Origin of the sequence: Methylobacterium sp. Leaf88 (assembly GCF_001422795.1) — a bacterium.
Taxonomy (GTDB): Bacteria; Pseudomonadota; Alphaproteobacteria; order Rhizobiales; family Beijerinckiaceae; genus Methylobacterium.
Genome location: NZ_LMMK01000005.1, coordinates 14530 through 34227, shown reverse-complemented (window position 1 = coordinate 34227; position 19698 = coordinate 14530). Strand labels below are relative to the sequence as shown.

General features: G+C 72.4%; 16 protein-coding genes. 7 read left to right on the top strand and 9 right to left on the bottom strand.

Annotated elements, in window-relative coordinates; genetic code table 11:
* Positions 1-13: 13 nt before the first annotated feature.
* From ASF20_RS03320 to ASF20_RS03310, 3 genes are all read right to left on the bottom strand, one after another.
* The gene (locus ASF20_RS03320) at positions 14-283 is read right to left on the bottom strand and encodes a YiaA/YiaB family inner membrane protein (RefSeq protein WP_055948388.1); all 270 of its coding nucleotides are present in this window, start codon (positions 281-283) and stop codon (positions 14-16) included.
* Between the two features lie 235 nt (positions 284-518).
* Positions 519-1208, bottom strand: a complete 690-nt coding sequence (locus ASF20_RS03315; RefSeq protein ID WP_056270771.1) for a PspA/IM30 family protein — start codon at positions 1206-1208, stop codon at positions 519-521.
* A gap of 85 nt (positions 1209-1293) precedes the next feature.
* On the bottom strand, positions 1294-1761 hold the full coding sequence (locus tag ASF20_RS03310) for a tRNA (cytidine(34)-2'-O)-methyltransferase (RefSeq protein WP_056270768.1): 468 nt from the start codon (positions 1759-1761) through the stop codon (positions 1294-1296).
* A 109-nt stretch (positions 1762-1870) separates the two neighbouring features.
* Here ASF20_RS03310 and ASF20_RS03305 point away from each other — a divergent pair, with 109 nt between their 5' ends.
* The 4 genes from ASF20_RS03305 (at position 1871) to ASF20_RS03285 (ending at position 7619) form a co-directional block, all read left to right on the top strand.
* Entirely contained in the window at positions 1871-3742 is a 1872-nt protein-coding gene (locus ASF20_RS03305) for an ABC transporter ATP-binding protein (RefSeq protein ID WP_056270766.1), read from the top strand.
* Between the two features lie 313 nt (positions 3743-4055).
* Entirely contained in the window at positions 4056-4265 is a 210-nt protein-coding gene (locus tag ASF20_RS03300; RefSeq protein WP_056212464.1) for a hypothetical protein, read from the top strand.
* A gap of 192 nt (positions 4266-4457) precedes the next feature.
* A complete protein-coding gene (locus ASF20_RS03290) occupies positions 4458-6443 on the top strand; it encodes a right-handed parallel beta-helix repeat-containing protein (protein ID WP_056270760.1) in 1986 nt (661 codons plus the stop codon).
* A 210-nt stretch (positions 6444-6653) separates the two neighbouring features.
* Complete coding sequence (locus ASF20_RS03285) at positions 6654-7619, top strand: UDP-glucuronic acid decarboxylase family protein (protein WP_056270757.1); 966 nt, start codon at positions 6654-6656, stop codon at positions 7617-7619.
* 16 nt (positions 7620-7635) lie between these two features.
* Here the strand turns inward: ASF20_RS03285 and ASF20_RS03280 are convergent, their stop codons facing one another.
* The gene (locus ASF20_RS03280) at positions 7636-9747 is read right to left on the bottom strand and encodes an exopolysaccharide transport family protein (protein ID WP_056270755.1); all 2112 of its coding nucleotides are present in this window, start codon (positions 9745-9747) and stop codon (positions 7636-7638) included.
* A gap of 155 nt (positions 9748-9902) precedes the next feature.
* Positions 9903-11300 carry an O-antigen ligase family protein gene (locus ASF20_RS03275; RefSeq protein ID WP_056270752.1) on the bottom strand — a complete coding sequence of 466 codons (1398 nt, stop codon included), beginning with the start codon at positions 11298-11300 and terminating at the stop codon, positions 9903-9905.
* 427 nt (positions 11301-11727) lie between these two features.
* On the opposite strand from ASF20_RS03275, the gene ASF20_RS03270 reads away from it, so the two are divergent.
* A complete protein-coding gene (locus tag ASF20_RS03270; RefSeq protein ID WP_056270748.1) occupies positions 11728-12789 on the top strand; it encodes a helix-turn-helix domain-containing protein in 1062 nt (353 codons plus the stop codon).
* 40 nt (positions 12790-12829) lie between these two features.
* On the opposite strand, the gene ASF20_RS03265 is transcribed toward ASF20_RS03270, so the two are convergent.
* Complete coding sequence (locus ASF20_RS03265; RefSeq protein ID WP_056270745.1) at positions 12830-14134, bottom strand: lipopolysaccharide biosynthesis protein; 1305 nt, start codon at positions 14132-14134, stop codon at positions 12830-12832.
* A 22-nt stretch (positions 14135-14156) separates the two neighbouring features.
* A complete protein-coding gene (locus ASF20_RS03260; protein ID WP_056270742.1) occupies positions 14157-15158 on the bottom strand; it encodes a GNAT family N-acetyltransferase in 1002 nt (333 codons plus the stop codon).
* A gap of 201 nt (positions 15159-15359) precedes the next feature.
* On the opposite strand from ASF20_RS03260, the gene ASF20_RS03255 reads away from it, so the two are divergent.
* Together ASF20_RS03255 and ASF20_RS03250 are read left to right on the top strand one after the other, a co-directional pair.
* Positions 15360-16139 (top strand): polysaccharide deacetylase family protein, encoded by a 780-nt coding sequence (locus ASF20_RS03255; protein ID WP_056212446.1) that lies wholly within the window; start codon positions 15360-15362, stop codon positions 16137-16139.
* A gap of 8 nt (positions 16140-16147) precedes the next feature.
* On the top strand, positions 16148-17272 hold the full coding sequence (locus tag ASF20_RS03250; RefSeq protein WP_056271043.1) for a glycosyltransferase family 4 protein: 1125 nt from the start codon (positions 16148-16150) through the stop codon (positions 17270-17272).
* Between the two features lie 13 nt (positions 17273-17285).
* On the opposite strand, the gene ASF20_RS03245 is transcribed toward ASF20_RS03250, so the two are convergent.
* On the bottom strand, positions 17286-18110 hold the full coding sequence (locus tag ASF20_RS03245) for a WecB/TagA/CpsF family glycosyltransferase (protein ID WP_056212444.1): 825 nt from the start codon (positions 18108-18110) through the stop codon (positions 17286-17288).
* A gap of 56 nt (positions 18111-18166) precedes the next feature.
* The gene (locus ASF20_RS03240) at positions 18167-19432 is read right to left on the bottom strand and encodes a glycosyltransferase family 4 protein (RefSeq protein ID WP_244472733.1); all 1266 of its coding nucleotides are present in this window, start codon (positions 19430-19432) and stop codon (positions 18167-18169) included.
* Positions 19433-19698 lie beyond the last annotated feature (266 nt).

Here is a 19698-nt window from a genome sequence, read left to right as displayed (position 1 = left end):
CGGGGCGCGGCGCTCAATCCTTAACGGACATCAGCAGCCGCTCGGTCTTGGCGTCCTCGATCCGGTTGACCATGCGCCGGCCCTCGTGGACGTCGCGGATGGTCTTGGTGGCGGTGATGCAGGACTGCACGAGCATGATCGTGCCCATGGCGAGGTAGCCCTTGATCCAGATGTCGATGGGCATGAACAGGATACCGAGGCCCACCATGGCGGCGGAGCCGAGGAACGAGGCGTAGGTGAAGGCGACCCAGGCGCCGGAATGCTGCGTGGTCTCGTTGGTCATGGGGATTCTCCTCGGGTTGGGGTGATTTCGGAAGGTGGGCCTGGCGATGAAGCTCGCCGCGCATTCCCTCTCCCCCTTGCGGGAGAGGGTGGCCCGTGAAGCGGGTCAGGCCGGGACGATGTCCCGCGAGAGGGGAGCGCGCTGTTCGGAGAGGTCTCCCCTCTCCCGCCTGCTCCGCAGGCACCCTTCCCCGCAGAGGGGGGAGGGGCCCGCTTGCGCAGCCGCAGCGCGGCAATCAGGCGGCCGGCTGGCGGGGCGCCTCGGCCCGGGCGCGCAGGCGGTCGAGGATCGCGGACGGGGCCGGGCGGGAGCTCGGGCCGAAGCCGGCGCGCGCCATCCGCTCGGCGAGGTCGGCGCCGGGCTCGGCCTCGCGCAGGGCCTCCTCGGTGTCGTCGGCCTCGGCCTGGAGGCTGCGCAGTCGCGCCAGCGTCGCCTCGGCTTCCTTGAGGGTCGCCCGGTCCTGCGGCGCCGGGCTCACCCGCAGGCGGCGGGCCGTCTCGGCCGCGGCGGCGAGGCGCCGGCCCCGTTCGAGGTCCGCCTGGCGCCGGGTGGCGTCGGCGACCGCCGCGCGGATGCGGACGAGTTCGGCGGCGAAACGGCCGCGGGCGGCGCGGATGGCGTCGCGCTCGGCCTCCAGTTCGGCGATCGCCTCGGCGGCCTCCGACGCCAGGTCATCGCGCCCGGACTGGAGTGCCGCCACGGCGCGGGTCTCGAGATCGGTGGCGCGGGCCTCGACCTCGGCGAGGCGGCGCTCCTCGGCCCGGTCGCCGGCCACCGAAGCCGCCAGCGCCTGGCGGCTGCGCTCCAGGGCGGCGCGGGTCTCGCGGATCTGCTGGTCGAGGATGAGGAGGGCGTTGCGGTCGAACAGGTCTTCTTCGGCGCGGGCGGCGGCGCCGCGGGCGAGGGTGCGAAACAGTCTGAGCATCGTCGGGCTCCGGGTCGGTGGTTGCGGTTCACCCCCCGGTTGTCGCATGGTTTGAACACTGTTCAAGTGCGCGATTGCACAGCGTTCAATCCGACCGTGGGAAGCCGCCGGTCTGGCGCAGGGCCTCGCCCAGGATCATCGCGGCGCAGACCGCGACGTTGAGGGAGCGCAGGTCGGCCCGGATCGGCACCACCACCCGGGCATCCGCCGCGGCGTGGACGGCCTCGGGTACGCCGGCCGATTCCCGGCCCATCAGCAGGCAGTCGCCGTCCCGGTAGGCGAAGTCGGTGTAGGGCAGGGCGCCCTGCGTGGTGGCGAGGACGAGGCGGATGGTCTCCGCCCGGCGCCACTCCGAGAACGCGTCCCAGGAGCGGTGGCGGGTGACGGCGACGCGGTCGAGGTAGTCGAGGCCCGCGCGGCGCAGGTGCCGGTCGGAGACATCGAACCCGGCGGGCTCGATGATCTCGACGGCGGCTCCGAGGCAGGCGGCGAGACGCAGGAGGGTGCCGGTGTTCTGCGGGATGTCGGGCTGGTAGAGGGCGAGGCGGAGCATCGGCGGCGTCTCAGGATGGGGGCGGGCGGGTCCGTGCGGCATCGCCCCCCGGTTGGCAGGCGGTCAAGGCGGCATAGTTAAGCGTGCGCTGCAGCAACCGGATGGTCTCATGTTTCTCGATTGGCTCGAGCGCCGGATCGACACCTTCGCGCCGTTCGACGACGGCCGCATGCCGCCGAAATCCGTCCTCGGCTTCGCGGGCTTCTACCTCCGGCCGATCCGCGGCGCCCTGGCGATCCTGTTCGTGGTGGCGGTGCTGGCCGGGTCGGTGGAGGCCTCCCTCTACCTGCTCATGGGCTGGTTCATCGACCTCCTGAACAAGGCCGACCGCGCCACCCTGTGGCAGGAGCACGGCACCGGCCTGATGCTGGCGGCCGGCCTCCTGCTGGTGGTGCGCCCCATCACGATCTGGCTGCACGAGATCCTCTCGAACCAGCTCATCGTGCCGCAGGCGACGAACCAGATCCGCTGGCGCACGCACCTCTACACCCTCGGTCACTCGCTCTCGTACTTCCAGGCGGATTTCGCCGGGCGCCTCGCCAACCGGGTGGTGCAGGTGGGCCCGGCGGTACGCGAGCTCGCCGTCGTCTTCATCGACACGCTGCTCTACGTCGCGATCTACGCGGTCACGGCGGTCGGCCTGTTCGGCTCGATCTCCCTGTGGCTCGCCCTGCCGGTGGTGCTCTGGATCGCGGCCTACGCCGCCCTGACCCGCTGGTTCGTGCCCCGGGCCCGGTCCCGCTCGCTGCTCACCGCCGACACCCGCTCGGCCCTGATCGGGCGCATCGTCGACAGCTACACCAACATCCTGACGGTGAAGCTCTTCGCCCGCGACCGCGAGGAGCGTGCGGCGGTGCGCGACGCCGTCGACGTCCACACCAAAGCCTACCTGCACCAGTTCCGCCTGGTGAGCAGCACCACGACCCTGCTCGGCCTCCTCAACAGCCTGCTGATCCTCGCCACCGCCAGCGTCTGCGTGATCCTGTGGCAGCGCGGCGGCATGACCACCGGCGAGGCCTCGGCCGGGCTCGCCCTGGTCCTGCGCCTGATGGCGATGTCGGGCTGGGTGATGCAGACCGTGCGGGGCATCTTCGAGAATGTCGGCGTCATCCAGGAGAGCATGCAGACGATCGCCCGTCCGCACGCCATCACCGACCGGCCCGATGCCGGGACCCTGGCGGTGACGGGCGGCGACATCCGCTTCGAGAACGTCAGCTTCCATTACGGCCGCGACGACGCCGCGATCATCGAGGGCCTGAACCTGCACATCCGGCCGGGCGAGAAGGTCGGCCTCGTCGGCGTCAGCGGCGCCGGCAAGACCACGATCACCGCCCTCCTGCTGCGCCTGCACGACCTCGAAAGCGGGCGTATCCTGGTGGACGGCCAGGACATCGCCGGCGTAACCCAGGGGTCCCTGCGCAGCGCCGTCGCCATGGTGACCCAGGACACCTCGCTGCTGCACCGCTCCATCCGCGACAACATCGCGTATGGCCGCCCCGACGCCACCCAGGCCGAGGTCGAGCGCGCCGCGCGGCTGGCTCAGGCCGACACGTTCATCCGCGATCTCGTCGACCACAAGGGCCGCACCGGCTACGACGCCCAGGTGGGCGAGCGCGGCGTGAAGCTCTCGGGCGGCCAGCGCCAGCGCATCGCCATCGCGCGGGTGATCCTCAAGGATGCGCCGATCCTGATCCTCGACGAGGCGACTTCGGCCCTCGATTCGCAGGTGGAGGCGGCGATCCAGGAGAGCCTCGACACCCTAATGGAGGGCAAGACGGTGCTGGCCATCGCCCACCGGCTCTCGACCATCGCGGCCCTCGACCGCCTCATCGTCCTCGATTCCGGACGGGTCATCGAGGAGGGCACCCATGCCGAGCTGATCGCCGGTGGGGGACTCTATGCGCGCCTGTGGCAGCGCCAGTCCGGCGGCTTCCTCGCCGACGGCCTGGCCGCGCAGCCCTACGAGGCGGCCGCCGAGTAGGGGGGCTCGCCGGCAGACGGTGTCCAGTTCCGGGACATCCGTGCTGCACCGCACACGGGCGGTGCTGGCTTTGCCGGAGCCTTGGGCAGGGGGCGTTGGGCGGGTTTGGCGTCAGGCCGAAGAAACCCAGCGTCAAGAGGGATTTAGGATCGGTTTGCCCAAGGCTTGGGCAATCCCTGCCCGTTTCATGTCCACCCTGCATAGCAGACCGGCCGCCTCAGCCCTCGTGCTGCGCTGCGGCGACGCCTACATCAGGGGCATGGCGACGGGGCGACAGACCCCGTGGCACGAACCGTTTCGGACCCAGACTCCCATGGTACACGCGATCCTCAACCACATCCGTTCCTCTTGGAAGGAGAACGCCTCGGCGCGCCAGATCGCCGACCTGACCGACCAGCAGTTCGCCGATATCGGCGGCGACCGCCTGGACAGCCGCCTGCTCGACAAGGCCCGCCGCCACCGGGTGCGCGAGACCGTGCAGTTCCACAAGTCGGTGGGTGTGTTCTCCTACCCGACCGCCTAAGATCACCGAGGCGTCCCGACCGACATCCCGTCGTTGGGGTGCCGGTGAATCAAGGGGCGCCGCTTGGAGCGAGGCAACCGGACTTCGGCCAAGCGCACGTGGACCCGTCGGAACGCGGGCAAGCGACGGAACGCCGTCGCGTCCCGTCTCCGGGCCGGCCTCGCGGCTATCCTCCTCTCCGCGACCCCGGGCGTGGCCCTCGCGGCCGAGCCCGTCGTCATCACGGTCGATCCCCAGTCCAGAGCAGCCGCTCCGAAGCGCGCCGTCGGTCACGCCGTCGTCGCCACCCTGCCGGAAGCCCTGGCCCTGCGCCGCACTTGGCAAAAGGCTTGGCGCCGATCCGATCCGCGTCGCGCAGTCGAGATCGTCCTCGCGCCGGGCCTGCACCGCCTTGCCGAGCCCGTCCGGTTCGGTCCCCAGGATGGCGGCACGGCCGCTGCCCCCCTGGTGGTGCGCGGCAGCCCGGACGGCACCAGCCGCCTCGTCGGCTCCATTCCCCTGCAGTTCGCCCCCGGCGGCATTCCCGCCGATCTCCTCGCGCGCCTGCCCCCATCCGCCCGGACCCAGGTCCGCGCCTATCGGCTGCCGGCGGCGGCCGGCCTCGAACCCCGTATCCAGGAACCCCGCACCCTCGCGCAGCGCGACGCCCGGGTGAACCTCGCCGTCTTCGACGGGGCCGGGGCGCTCTGGCCGGCGCGCTGGCCGAATGCCGGCTGGGCGAAGGTGGCGGCCGCCTCCGACGACGCGGCCGGCTTCACCACCTCGGACGGCCGCGCGGCCGGCTGGCGCGGCGAGCCCGACCTGTGGGCCGAGGGCTACTGGCACTGGGACTGGCTGCTCGAGGCCTTTCCGGTGGTCGGCCTCGATGGAGCGGCCAAGCGCCTGACCCTCGGGGATTGGCCCTATGAGGGCATCGCCCGGGGCGCCCGCTACCGCATCGTCCACGCGCTCGCCGAACTCGATGCGCCCGGCGAATGGTGGCGGGACGTGGGCTGGGGCGTCCTCCTGGTCTGGCCGCGCGATCCCGCCGCCGCGCCGGAGGTGGCGGTGACCGACACCTTGCTGGCGGTGGAGGGCGCGTCGCACCTGCGTCTCGAAGGGCTGACCCTCGAACAGGCGCGCGGCGACCTCGTCCAGGTCGCGGACGCGACCGACGTCGTCCTGTCCGGCGTGAATCTGCGCCGGACCCCCGGCCGGGCCCTGTCGATCGCGCGCGCGACCGCCAGCGGCCTCGAGCGCAGCAACGTGGCGGAAACGGGTATCGGCGCCCTGCGCCTGTCGGGCGGGGACCGGGCCAGCCTGACCCCGGCCGGGCTCTTCGTGCGGGATTGCCGGATCCGCGACTACGCCCAGGTGGCACGGACCCAGAGCCCGGCGATCACCCTCGACGGCGTGGGCCAGGTGGTGGAGGGCAACTACATCCACGACACCGACGAGTACGCCATCCACTTGCGCGGCAACGACCACCGGGTCGCCTGGAACGAGATCGCCCGGGTCCTGTCCGGCTCGACGGACAGCGGCGCGATCTATTCCGGCCGGGACTGGACCGCCCGCGGCACGGTGATCGAGCACAACTACCTGCACGACATCCGCGCCGCGCCGGGCTTCGAGATCAAGGGCGTCTATCTCGACGACATGGCGAGCGGTGTCACCGTGCGGGACAACCTGTTCGTCCGGGTCGACCAGCCCGTCTTCCTCGGCGGCGGCCGCGATAACCGCATCGTCGACAACCTGTTCGTGGACTCGAGCCCGGCCATTCACGTCGATGCCCGCGGCCGGACCTGGGCCCGGGACGCGATCGCCGACCCGCAATCGGAGCTGCGGGCGGCCTTCGCGGCGATGCCGGTCGGCTCCAAGCTCTGGCGCGCCCGCTATCCCGGCCTCGCCACGATCCTCCAGGACGATCCGGCGGCGGCGCGCAACAGCCTGACCGGGAACGTCTTCCTGGACAGCGCCCCGTTCCGGTTCGGCGACGGCGCCCGGGCCGACGAGCAGGTCCGGTCCGGCAATCGCGGCCCGGACGGCCTGCGCCTGCCCGCCGACGCCCCCGCACAGGGCGCGGCGCGCTTCGGCACGGTGCTCGACGCGGCGGGCGCGGTGGTGCGGCAGGCGGATCTCGCGCGGCTGGACCGCGACGCGCGGCTCGCCCCCTCTCCTCCGTCCCCGGCGGAACGATAGCCCCGAACCGCGGGCGGCCCCCGGTCGGTCTCCGGCCGGGACGCATCGGGTCCTGCGCGGCCGCGTTCGCCGCGGAGACATCGGTCGCGCGGGTCGATATGGTGGCGGACGCCCCATGATCGCGGCCCCGCTGCGCCTTCGGGTCGCGCGCGCCGAACCCCGGCGACCACGACGGCATCATCCTGCAATGCGAGGCGGTTCGGATCCGGCATGCGATACGGCGAGACGAAGACGGTGCTGGTCACCGGCGGGGCGGGCTTCCTGGGCTCCCACCTCTGCGAGCGCCTGCTGGAGCAGGGCCACGAGGTGCTCTGCGTCGACAACCTCTTCACCGGGTCCCGCCGCAACATCGCGTCGCTGCTCGACAATCCCCGCTTCGAGTTCATGCGCCACGACGTGACCTTTCCGCTCTACGTCGAGGTGGACGAGATCTACAATCTCGCCTGTCCCGCCTCGCCTGTGCACTACCAGTTCGATCCGGTGCAGACGGCCAAGACCAGCGTCATCGGGGCGATCAACATGCTGGGGCTGGCCAAGCGCCTGAAGATCAAGATCTTCCAGGCTTCGACCAGCGAGGTCTACGGCGACCCCGAGGTGCATCCGCAGCCGGAGGAGTATTGGGGCCGGGTCAACCCGATCGGGCATCGCTCCTGTTACGACGAGGGCAAGCGCTGCGCCGAGACGCTGTTCTTCGACTACCACCGACAGCACAAGCTCTCGATCAAGGTGGCGCGGATCTTCAACACCTACGGCCCGCGCATGCACCCGAACGACGGGCGGGTGGTGTCGAACCTCGTGGTCCAGGCCCTGCGCAACGAGGATATCACGCTCTACGGCGACGGCTCGCAGACCCGGGCCTTCTGCTACGTCGACGACCTCATCGACGGCGTCCTGCGCCTGATGGCGACCGGCCCCTCCGTGACGGGCCCGATCAACCTCGGCAATCCGGGCGAGTTCTCGATCCGCGCGCTCGCCGAGCTGGTGATCGCGCTGACGGGCTCGCGGTCGCGCATCGTCGCCCGCCCGCTGCCCGCCGACGATCCGCGCCAGCGCCGGCCCGACATCGCCCAGGCCAAGGCGCTCCTCGATTGGGAGCCGACCGTGTCGCTGCGCGAGGGGCTGATGCACACGATCGGCTATTTCGACCGCCACCTCGGCGCCGACACCCCCGCCTGACGGGGGCTTCGGCGCCTCAGTCGAGCGCCTCGGCCCCGGTGAGCACGAGGCCCACGAAGGGGCACGGGCCGATGGCCGCGAGCGCCCGGTCGAGGGTGGAATAGCGGCTCTGTCCGTGCCGGACGGTGACGAGCACCGCCGTGACCCGGGGATCGGCCGCAAGGCGCTCGGCGATGGCGTCGGCCCCGATCAGGCCCACATGGATCACCACGAGGTCGTAGGCGTCCTGGGTGCCCAGGATGCTGTCGACGTAGTGGCGCAGGTCGCTGCGCGCGGTCTGGCCGTCCTGCGGGATGAGGGCGAGGCCCGAGCGGTGGCGCACCAGCACGTCGGAGAGGTCGGATCGGCCCGGAACCGGGGCCCCGCCCCGCCGGGGCGGCAGCCCGACCTCGCGGGTCACGGTGCCGTCGGCGGAGGCGTCGACCAGGAGCACGCGCTCGTTCTCCTGGGCGGCCGAGGCGGCGTAGTCGAGGGCGAGCATCGAGCGGCCCGCGACGTCGTCGGCGGAGGTGACCACGATCACGTGCGGGCGCTTGGCCGGCAGGTCGCGCCGCAGGCGGTTGCGCAGGCGGGTGATGGCGACCTCGTAGGGCCCGCTGCCCAGGCGGTCCGTCCCGTTGCGGGCCCCGCGCGGCAGGGTCGGCAGGAGCCCGAGGACGAGGCGCTGGGTCCGGGCTTCGAGGCGGGTACGCGACCGGATGCGCCCGCTGAACTGCTCGGCCATCAGGCTGCCGCCGATCCCGAGGCCGAGGCCCGCCACGAGGGCGGCCGCGAGGACGAGGGCGGCGGTCGGCCCCTGGCGCCGGGTCGGCGGCAGGGCCGGCGAGATGATGCGCGAGGTGGAGGTGTCGAGCTGCTGCTGCTCCTGCAATTCGCGGGTGCGCACCAGGAAGGCCTCGTAGACCCCGCGCCGGGCCTCGACCTGGCGCTCCAGCTCGCGCAGCTTCACGAAGCTGTCGCCGACCTTCAGGGCCTCGGCCTTGCGCTTCTCCAGGGCCTGCGAGAGCTCGGTGACGTTGGCGAGGCTGGCGCGGTACTCGTTGCGGATGGCCGCGCCGATGCGCTTCACCTCGGCGTCGATCTGGTTGCGGGCGCTGCGCACCTGCACGTCGGAGGCGTTCATCGCCGGGTGACGCTCGCCGAGGCTGAGGGCCGCGTCGGCGCGCTGGCGCTCGGCCTGGGCGAGCTGGCTCCGCAGCTGCCCGATGGTCTGCGACTGCAGCACCTCCTGGATCGAGTCGAGCTTGGCCGGGTCACCGCCGGCGGCGCCCTCGATCTGGCGCAGCTTCGCCTGCTGCTCGGCGGCCTTGGCACGGGCGGCGCCGAGCTGGTCGCTGAGCTGGCCGAGCTGCTGCTCGCTGACGAGCTGGGTGCGCGTGCCCACGAGGTTGTTCTTCGTGCGGAAGGCCTGGGCCGCGGTCTCGGCCTGCTGGACGCCGTCGCGCAATTCGCCGAGGCGGCTGTTCAGCCCCTCCCGCGCCCGGCGGATCGCCTCGGAGCGGGTGCCGATCTCGGTGGCGAGGTAGGTCTCGGCGATGCTCTGGGCGAGGCGGGCGGATTTCTCGCGGTCGTTGGACGAGACCGAGACGTCGACCGCGAAGCTGCGCTCCAGGCGCCGGGCCGACATCCGGTCGCGCAGGGCCCGCAGGGCGGTCAGGGCGGGGTCGGCCTCGGGCTCGGCGGGGCGCCCGAGCAACTGCCCCACCCAGGCGCGGAAGCGGTCGAGGGCGCCGGGCTCCACGAAGTCCGGGTCGGTGGCGAGGTGCTGCATGGCCACGACCTTGCGCAGGACGTCGTCCGACTGCAGCACCCGGAGCTGGCTGTCCACGAGGAGCAGGGTGGATTCGTTGGCCTGGCCCTGCGGGTTGGCCTCGTCCTTCAGCACGGCGAGGCCGCGCGGGTCGATGAGGAGCTGGACCGTCGCGGCGTACTGGGCGGGCAGGGAGAGGTAGCCCGCCGCCAGGCCCAGGAGGACGAGGATCGGCAGGATCACGGTCGGCCAGCGCCGGCGCAGGATGCGGCCGACCTCGCTCATGTCCAGGAACCAGGGCAGCGACTCGCGCGACGGCTCGGTGCCGGCACCGAGGTGCTGCAGGATCGCCGGGGGGGCGCGTTCGATGACAGCCATGGACGCTTTCCGTTACGCAATCGGCGAGGGCTGGGGCCCGGGGCCGCCCGTGTCCCGCCCTGGGACACCGCGGTCCGCCGAGTCCCGTCCCGGTCGGTCGATCCGGCTGATTTCGGCACGTCGCGCGCCGAAGGCCGCCGGGTGGAGGGCGCGTTTCATGAAATGCGCCACGTGCTCGGGAGGCCGGCCTCGGGGGCGGGCGGGCGCGCAACCGGCGCGGGCGCCGGGGCGCGGGGATAGGCCGGCACGCGCCCGTCAGGCGGCAGCTGGACGCGGATGAAGGCGAGCAGGCCCGCGAGCGCCAGGACGTTGACGTTCCAGTCCTGGAAGATCCCCGGCGTCGTCATGCCGTTGAGCACCAGCATCAGCACGGAGGCGGCCACGAAGCGGCGCCCGCCGAGGTCGAGCTTCATGCCCCAGGACAAGGTGGTGAGCAGGACCACGAGGGCGAAGCCGAGGCCGATCAGCCCGGTGCCGGCCCAGGCGCTGAGGAACATGTTGTGCGAGCTGGTGATGAAGACGTCCTCCCGCCCCAGGGTCTCGGCCAGGGCGGTGGTGGGGATCAGGAGCTGGATGAAGCGGTCGCCCGCCGAGAAGCCCGATCCGGCCAGCCGGTCCTGGGTCGCCGCGATGAAGGTCGGCCAGAAGGTCGAGCGCCCGGTGCCGTTGGCGAGCTCGATGGCGGGCTTCTGGAGGATCGTGGCCAGGAGGTCGAGGAGCGCCGGGAAGGCCGCGAGGTCGAGCATCAGCAGGACGAAGCCCACGATGGCCAGGAGGGCGCCCGCGATGCCGAGGCGGCGCAGGACGGCGTGGCGCGAGGACATCAGCAGGGCCGGGCCCACCGCGACGAGGGCGCCGGTGCTGGCCGCCGAGCCCGCGATGACGAAGCCCGCGAGGGCGAGGGCGAGGTAGGTCCGGCGCCGGCGCTCGGGCGGCCGGAAGATCACCAGGAAGCCCAGCATCGCGCAGACGAAGGGCATCATGTTGTTCTTGGCGGCCGAGAACACGATGCCGTGCGCCAGGCTGTCCAGGATGATCGGCAGCACGGCGACGAGCCAGGCCACGGTGATGATCGCCAGGAGGTCGGCAAAGCGCCGCTCGATGTCGGTCCGGTCGAAGATCACGATCGAGGCGTGATAGAAGATGAACAGTTCGGCGCTGCGATAGAGGGTGTAGGGCGGCACGATCGACCAGGCGGCGCTCAGCGTGTTCACGCCGATCATCAGGGTGAAGGGCAGGTAGGGCATCGCGAAGGGCAGCAGCGCCACCCGCCGGTCGAGGGCGATCTTTCCGAACAGGTAGAGGCCGGTCAGTCCGGTGAGCACCAGGGTGATGATGTTGGAGGCGCTCAGTCCTTCCTCCAGCACCGCGTTTCCGTCTTCCCGCGGCACCGTGAAGACCAGGGGCATGAACGCGAAGGTGCAGACCAGGACCATCGGCAGCACGAGCCGGGCATCCAGCGGGCGAACCGCCGCCGCGAGCCTGCGCCGGACCACGGGATAGAGCATCGTGAACCAGGCGGGGATCGCCAGGACGAGAAACAGGTTCAGCACGCGTGTTCCTCCCTGGTGGCCTGCGGGTCCGACGCTGACGACACTTCCGGTGTGAAGCGTTTCATCGATGTGAATTGCTCCCGAAACGCGACCGGACTTCGACAATATCGTAAATGCCGGCCGAACGGTCTCGACGACTCTCGGTCGCAGAAGACACAGGCGGGGAAAAGCTTGTGGACGACCGGCCCCGGCCCGCTTGCCCGGCATCGACCTCGACACGGAGGGCCCGGCCGGCCGGCGAATCCTAGCAAAGAGGCCATGTCCTCCAATGGCGACGCGACGAGCCGGGCCTCTCGACGAACTTGTGCTTGTCTAAGCCTGCCCTTTGAAAGTACGGACACAACATAGGCCGGGGCTGGGCGAGTCCGGCGGGCGTCCCCAGTCCACGACGGCCCTCGACGCGGCGCCGACCCTCGAACGAGATGCGATGTCCGAGAATTCCGCTCCGGGAGATCCCGCATCCGAAAATCCCGCGTCCGACGATCAGGCCGCCGCGATCCCGTGCGACCGGTTCCGCTTTCCCGCCGATCCGGACCGGTGGGCGCGCGCCTGGGAGGAGCATCTGGCGTCGATCTACGCGGTGACGGTCGCCCGCGATGCCGACCTGTCGGCGGGCTTCGGCCTGACGACCTACCATTTCGGGTCCGTGCTGCTCGGCAGCGTCTCGGCGCCGGTCCAGCGCCTGGAGCGCAACGCCCGCATGATCGCGCAGCAGGGCATCGACCACATCCTCCTGCAGTTCTACACGGTCGGGCAGAGCAGGGTGGCGAATGGGCGCCGGGCCGCCGCGGTGAAGCCGTGGCAGCTGGTCGTCTTCGACATGGCCCAGCCGGTGGTGACCGAGGCGGAGGCCGTCTGCGCCACCAACATCATGCTGCCCCGCGCGCTCCTGGCCGAGCACGGCGCGACGATCGAGGGCCTGCACGGCCAGTCCCTCGATTACGGCGGCACGCCGGTGCGCCGGCTGTTCCACACCTTCCTGTCCGGGCTCGCCGCCTGTGCCGGGGGTTTGAGCGCCCACGAGGCCCACCACCTCGCCCGTTCGGCCGCGCACCTGTGCAGCGCCTGCTTCCAGCCGGAGGAGGGCGCCGCCCGTGCCGCGGACCAGCTCACCGGCATCGCGATCCGGCGCTTCATCGAGGCGGAATTGGGCTCGGAGGCCCTGGATGCCCAGGCGATCCTCGCCCGGTTCGGCCTCTCCCGCTCGAAGCTCTACCGCCTGTTCGAGGCCGAGGGCGGGGTCGCCGCCTACATCCGCGAGCGGCGCCTGTTGCGCGCCATGCGCCTGCTCACCGCCCCCGGCGGGACGCCGCGCGTCTCGTCCGTGGCCTACGCCACCGGGTTCTCCAGCCAGAGCGCGTTCAGCCGCGCCTTCAGCCGGCGCTTCGGCGTCCTGCCGCGGGAGACGGGCCTGGGCGAGGCCTTGTCCGGCATGGGCCGCGAGGCCCAGCCGCCCCTGTTCTCCTGGATGAAGACCCTGGCGGCCTGACGCCGACGGATGCGGGTCTCCGACGGGTCCGGCCGGGGGCTCAGCCGCCCCGGGCCGAGCGTCGGCGCAGGGTCAGGATCAGGTGGGTCGCCGACACCGCGTGTCCGATCGTGATGACGAGGGCCGCGCCGGTGATGCCGTCATAGGCGATGAGCGGCACCATGATCGCCAGGGAGACGATCAGGCTGACGACGAAGGCGCGGAAGACCGGGCCGGTCTCCTGGATCGCCCGGAAATACTGGGTCACCATATCGCGCAGGAAGATGCAGGCGACCGCCAGCGCCAGGATCCGCACGCTGGCGGCGTAGTCCGCGAAGGCCGGTCCGAAGACGAGGGTGAGCCAGGTCCCCGCCGGAAGCGCGATGGCGAGGAGGAGCAGGGCGACGACCGGGCCGAGGGTCAGCGTCGCCTTCTCGAGATAGGCGCGCAGGGCTCCCTCGCCGCCGGTCTCGTAGGCCCGCGCCGCCGCCGTGGGCAGGATGTTCTCCGTGGCGGTGAGCAAAATGATGACGAAGCCCACGAGGTACTGCGCCGCGCGCAGGCCGCCGATCGCCTCGTCGCCGAGCATGATCCCGGCGAGGATCCAGGCCATCTGCTCCTGCCCGAAGGTGACGAAGACCAGGGGGAACATCCAGCGGCCGATGCCCCAGTGCCGGCGCGCCACCGGCCCGAGGCGCAGGGCGCGCCGGGGGGCGCGCCAGATCCCGTAGGCGAGGGGGGCGGCGGTGACGAGGGCGGTCCCCGCCAGGGCCGCGGTGGCGAGGGCGGCGTCGAGGGGCAGGCCCGCCCACCAGGCCGCCCCGAGCACCAGGGGGAAGGCGACGGCGCGGGCGGTGTCCATCGCCACGGCGACGAGGCCGCGCCCCCGGGCGAACAGCGTCCGGCGGACGGTGAGCTGGAGGTTCTGCGCCAGCGCGAGCCCGGCACCGGCGAGGACCACGCCCCACTCCACAGCGTGGTGGCGCAGGGCGAAGATGCCCACGAGGGCGAGGGCCACCCCGGCGGCGGCGACGAGGGCGGCCAGGAGGGCCGCGGCCAGGACGGTGGCGTCGTAGGTCGGGGCCGACCGGCGCCCCTGCGCCGCGAGCGTCATCATCGGGGCGGTCACCAGGGCGTTGTGCAGCCCCTGCGCGAAGGCGGTGACGATCAGGATCAGGACGAAGAGGCCGAATTCCTCGATGCCGACGAGGCGTGCGGTGACGATGCCGCTGACGAAGCCGAAGCCGCTGACGACGGCCTGGTCGAGCAGGGAGGCCAGGGCCGGACGCCGGGCGAAGCGCCGCGCGCGGGCGACGAGCCCGGCCTCGTCGCCGAGGGGCTGGATCACGGGAGCTTGCGGGACCATCGACCTCCGGGGGATGCCTCGCTCAGCGATAGGACAGGAACGCCGCCGCCGCATCCCGCAGGCGGGGGGTGCGGCCATAGATCCAGCGCGGGCCGCTCAGGGCCGGCCGCTTGCTCAGGCCGTGCTTGAACTCGAACACGCCGCGGTTGCCCGCCGGGTCGATGCCGCCGAAGTCGAAGGTCTCGCGGCCCTCCGCATGGGCCTGCTCGACGAAGCGCCAGACCGCCAGGGTGGGCGCGGCGCAGGCCCGGGCCCGGTCGTTCGAGGCCGTGTAGAAATCGGTGAAGCGCCGACCCGAGACGTGGGCGATCCGCACCAGCACCCGCTCGCCCTTCTCCCGCACCTCCAGGATGCGGTGATGGGGATCGCGCGCGACGAGGTCGCGGAAGAGCGGTCCGTCGAGGCTGTCGCGGAATCCCTTCTGGGCCTGCAGCGCGCCGTACATCGTCCAGAACGCGTCGAAGGCCGCGAGGCGCTCGTCGAGGTCGGTGAGGAAGCGGGTGGTGAGATCCGGGTTGCGCTCGGCCTTGCGCAGGGCCTTGCGCCAGCGCTGGTCCATCGCCTGCAGGAGCGGCGCGGTGCCCCCCGTGAGGTCGAGTTCCAGGGTGAAGTACTTGGCCGACTGCGCCGGCACGAAGCCGTGGCCCAGCAGGGCGAGGAGGATGGCGTCGGACTGGAAGTGCTCGAAGCTCACCGCCAGGAGATCGAGGCGCCCGAGGGCGAGGTGCTCCAGCAGGAGGGCGACCACCGCCTCGGCGTGCTTCTCGCCCTTCTCGGTGAGGAGCGGGCAGCCCTGGAGCAGGACGAACCGCACGAAGCCCCGGCGCTTCACCTGAACCTGGATCAGCCCCACCGGCGCCTCGCTGGCGTCGCGCACGATGAGACGCGTCACGGCCCAGCCGACCTGAGACTTGTACGCGCCCCACATCCACGAGGCGAAGACGTTGCCGTTCGGCAGAGCCCAGATCGCTTCGTCCCAGACGGCCGGATCCAGGCAGGGACGGATGCTCAGTGCCGCGCTCATTGGAGCTTCATGCCTCGTGTCCTCGACGCATCCCTCGCGGGGACGGGCCTTCCTACGGCGAAACGCTTGTCATCCCTTCCTGCCGACCGGAGATCTCCCGCCCAGACTGCGAAGATCCTTAATTTAACGCTGTTGGCGAATGCTGCCGGGGATCGGTGTCCCGTCCGTGCCGCCCGGCCGCGAAGCTGCTAACGTCCCGGGATGCCGAGGACGCTCGAACACTTCATCCGCGACACGCCCGTCCTGCGCGAGGCGGCCCTGCGGGTGCGGGCGCTGTCCCGGTCGATGGCGGCGGCGCCGGCGGGTCTCTACACCCTGTGCTACCATCATGTCGCGCCGGGCGAGCAGGCGGGCTTCGCCCGGCAGATGCGCTTCCTCGGCCGCCACGGCACGTTCGTCACGGCGGACCGGGCCGCCGACCTCGTCGCGAACGGCACGGCCGGGCAGGGCCGCCACTTCCTCGTCAGCTTCGACGACGGCTACGCCGACACCCACGGGGTGGCGCTCCCCGTGCTGCGGGCGCTGTCAATCCCCGCGATTGTGTTCCTGGTCAGCGACTGGGTCGACGCGCCCCCCGGCGGGGACCGGGCCGGCTACATGGACCGCGCCGCCGTGGCCGACTGGCTCGCCGCCGGGCTCGACGTCGGGTCGCATTCGGCGAGCCACCGCAACCTCGGGCGTCTCGCGGCGACGGAGGTCGCCGGGGAACTGGGTCGGTCGCGCCGGGACTTGGAGGCGATGACCGGCCGTCCGGTCCGGCACTTCGCCTGCCCCTGGGGCGTGGCCGGCACCGACTTCGACCCGGGCCGCGACCCGGCCCTTGCCCGCGACGCCGGCTACCACAGCTTCCACACCACCCGCCGGGGCGTGGCCCGGGGCCCGGAGGATCTGCTGCTGATGCCCCGCCACGTCCTCGAGCCCGCCTGGGGGCTCTACCAGATCGATGCCCTCGTGGGCGGGCCGACGCGCGCCGCCCGATGATCCACGCGATGAGCCGCCGCGCATCCGGGCGCCGCGACGGACCCGTCGTCATCGTGATCGGCGCCCGCGCGCCCTACATGCACCGCCTCTACGAGTTCCTGGGAGCGACCCTGGACCGGCCGCTCCACGTCCTCGCCTGCAGCGCCCGGGAGGCGGCCCGGCACTGGGAGATGCCCGAGCCCGAGGCCTATCGCTTCGCCGTGGTGCCGGGGCTGCGCTGGTACCGCAGCGCCGTGAGCAACCTCTACATCAACCCCGCCATCGTGCCGCGTCTCGCGGCCCTGCGGCCCAGCCTCGTCGTCGTCAACGACTTCGCCCCCACCATGCTGATGGCCGCCGCCGCGGCGCGGTGGCTCGGGGTGCCTTACGGCCTGCGCACCGACGGGGTGCCGGAGACCGATCCGGGCCGGCGCTCGCGGCCGCACCGGGCGATGCGGCGCCTGCTGGTGCCGGGGGCGCGCTTCGGCCTCGGAGCGAGCGCCGGCAGCCTCGCGCTCCTCGAAGGCTACGGCCTCCCCGCCGACCGCCTCGCCCTGGCGCCGCTCTTCCCCGCCTGGGAGCCCGGCCCGGCCGCCACGACGCCGGAGACGGAGCGCCCCTACGACCTCCTGTTCTGCGGCATCCTGAACGAGGACGTGAAGGGCGCGCGCTTCTTCACCGACGTCGTCCTCGCCTGCCAGGCCCGGGGCCGGACCCTGCGGGTCCGGGTCGCGGGCGACGGCCCCCTGCGGGCGGAGATGGAGTCGCGGCTGGCGGCGGCCGGGATCGCGGCCCAGTTCGACGGCTTCGTGCAGCAGGCCGACCTCGGGGCCGTCTACGCCTCGGCGCGCCTCTTCCTGTTCCCGAGCCGCGGCGACGTCTGGGGCATCGTGCTGCAGGAGGCCCTGCAGAGCGGCGCGGCGGTGCTGGCCTCGCCGCATTCGGGCGCGGCGCGCGAGCTCGTGGCAGCCTGGGATTGCGGCGAGGTCCGCCCCCTGACGGTGGCGGGCTGGGCCGAGGCGGCCCTGGCGCTCCTCGACGATCCCGCCCGGCGCGCGACCTATCGCACCCGGGCCGTCCCGGCCCTGGCGCGGTTCTCCCTCAAGGCCGCGACGGGGGCCTATCGCGCGGCTTTGGCCCCCGCACTCGGCTGAGGGGCGCCCGGTCTCAGACCGGCCGGACCCCGCCCGGGCGCGGGGCGCGCTTGGCGCAGCGGGCCCGGTCGAGGGCCACGATGGCGAGGAAGCGCGGCACCACCTGGGCGTAGCGGGCGCGCAGGCGCCGGGGCTCCTGGATCAGCCGGTAGAGCCATTCGAGGCCGCACCAGGTCATCAGCCGGGGCGCGCGCGGGATCGTGCCGATGTTCACGTCGAAGGCGGCCCCGACCCCCATGGCGATGACGCCGGGCAGGGCGGGCGTGTGCGCCTGCATGAAGAGCTCCTGCTTGGGCGTGCTCAGGCCGATCCAGAGGATCTGGGTGCCGTTGGCGCGCAGGCGCGCGTAGAGGTCCTGGGCCTCGGGCTCCGTGAGCGGCCGGTAGGGCAGGGTCTCGGCCCCCGCCACGGCGAGACCCGGCGCGCGCCGGGCCATCTCGGCAGCGAGCTTCTCGGCGACCCCTGGCCCGCCGCCGAGGAAGTAGTGGCGCCAACCCGCCTCGAGTCCCGCGCGGCACACCGCCTCGACGGATTCGATGCCCGGCACCTGCGCGATGGCCGTGTGGCCGCGCAGGCGCCCGACCCAGGCGAGGGGCCGCCCGTCGGCGCAGACCAGCAGGGCGGCGTCGTGGGCGGCGCGCACCTCCGGCTCGTCCTGCGCCCGCACGATGCCGTGGGCGTCGCGGAAGACCACGAAGGTCCCGGGCGCCGGAGCCTGCCGGCTCAGGCGGCGCCGGAGCGCGGCGACCAGGCCGGCCATGTCGGTAATTGAGATCGGAACGCCGCCGAGGAGGAAGTGGGGGACGTCCGGGTCGTGGCCCCAGGCGCGCACGGGCATGTCATGGTCCGGTGTGAGAGGGCGCGAAGTCAGGGGGCGCGAAGTCAAAGGGCGCGTCATGCGGCAGCCCGGGGCATGGCGGCGGAACGGGTGGCGATGGCTTCGCGGTAGATCGCGAGGGCGCGCGCGGTGACGGCGTCCTCGGTCCAGTCGCGCTCGTAGGCGAGGCGGGCGTGGCGCCCCATCGCCCGCGCGGCGTCCGGGTCGTCGACGATCCGGTCTAGAGCCTGGGCGAGGGCGTCGGGATCGCGGGGCGGGACGAGGAGGCCGGTGCGGCCCTCCGTCACGAGGTCGGCGAGGGCGCCGATGCGCGCGGCGACCACCGGGGTGCCGAGGCTGAACGCCTCGGCGATCACCATCGGCAGGCCCTCGTACCAGTGCGAGGGCACCACCAGGGCGGCCGCCCGCGCCATCGCGGCCTGCACGGCCGTGGGGTCCTGCGGGCCGAGCAGGGTCAGGCCGGGCTCGCGGGCGAGGGCGTCCGCCTCGGGCCCTTCGCCGATGACGGTGATCGGGGCCCGGGTCAGGCGCGCGGCCGCCCTCAGGGTGCCGACGCCCTTCTCGGGCACGAGCCGTCCGACGAACAGGATGCCGGCCCGGGGGCCGCGCGCGTCGAGGCCCGGATCGGCCAAACCGTTGGGCTTGATGCGGATGCGGCTCTCCGGCAGCCCGGCGGCGAGGAACCGGGTACGGGCGAAGGGCGTCAGCGCGATGAAGCGGTCGACGTCCCGTTCCCAGGTGCCGGCGCGCCGGTGCACGTCGATCATCCGCGCCACGGCCAGGGACCCCAGGCGGGACCCGCGATAGCAGGCGTGACGCACCGCTTGGTAGGGCGAGCCGGTCACGCAATCCTCGCAGGGGCGGGACTCGCGCATGAGGATGCCGTTGGCGCAGGTCACGCGGAAGTTGTGCAGGGTCTGGACGGTGGCGACCCCCTCGGCCCGGACCGCGGCGTGCATGCCCGGCGACACCTGCGGGAAGACGTTGTGCGCGTGCACCACGTCGGGGCGGAAGGCGCGGACGGCCTCCACCACGGCGGCGATCCCGCGCGGGGCGTGCGGCGCTTCGTAGGCGGTGCGCAGCCGGTCCCAGCCCGTCCGGATCGCGGCATTGTCGAAGAACAGGGTCTCCACGACCTGCCCGGCGCGGCGCAGGCTCGCCACCTCCTGGGCCACCACCGAATCCTCGCCACCGCGCACCTGATAGCGGTTGTGAACCACGAGGATGCGCAGGGGCGCGGCCGTGACGGGGCCCGCGGGCGTATCCCGCCGGTCCGGAAGCGCTGTGGTCGGGCGACGCTGTGCGACTTCTGGTTCCATCATCGCAGGATGCCAAGCCACGGAGAATGGCAGCGGGGCTGCCGGCGAAGAGCGAGACGATCGTGACGTGATCGTCGGTGTTTTGCAAGAATAACAGCGTGTCCTTTAAGATTTCACACCGCGGAACGACAAGCATTGTAAACTGCCGTTCACCAAGATCTTACCAAGTTTGATTGCGTTGCGGCAGAACCCGTCGACCACCATGCATCGCCCCGAATTGTGGGCCCCTCGGCGAGTCGTTTCGCGGTCGGGCCAGCGACAAAGAGTCG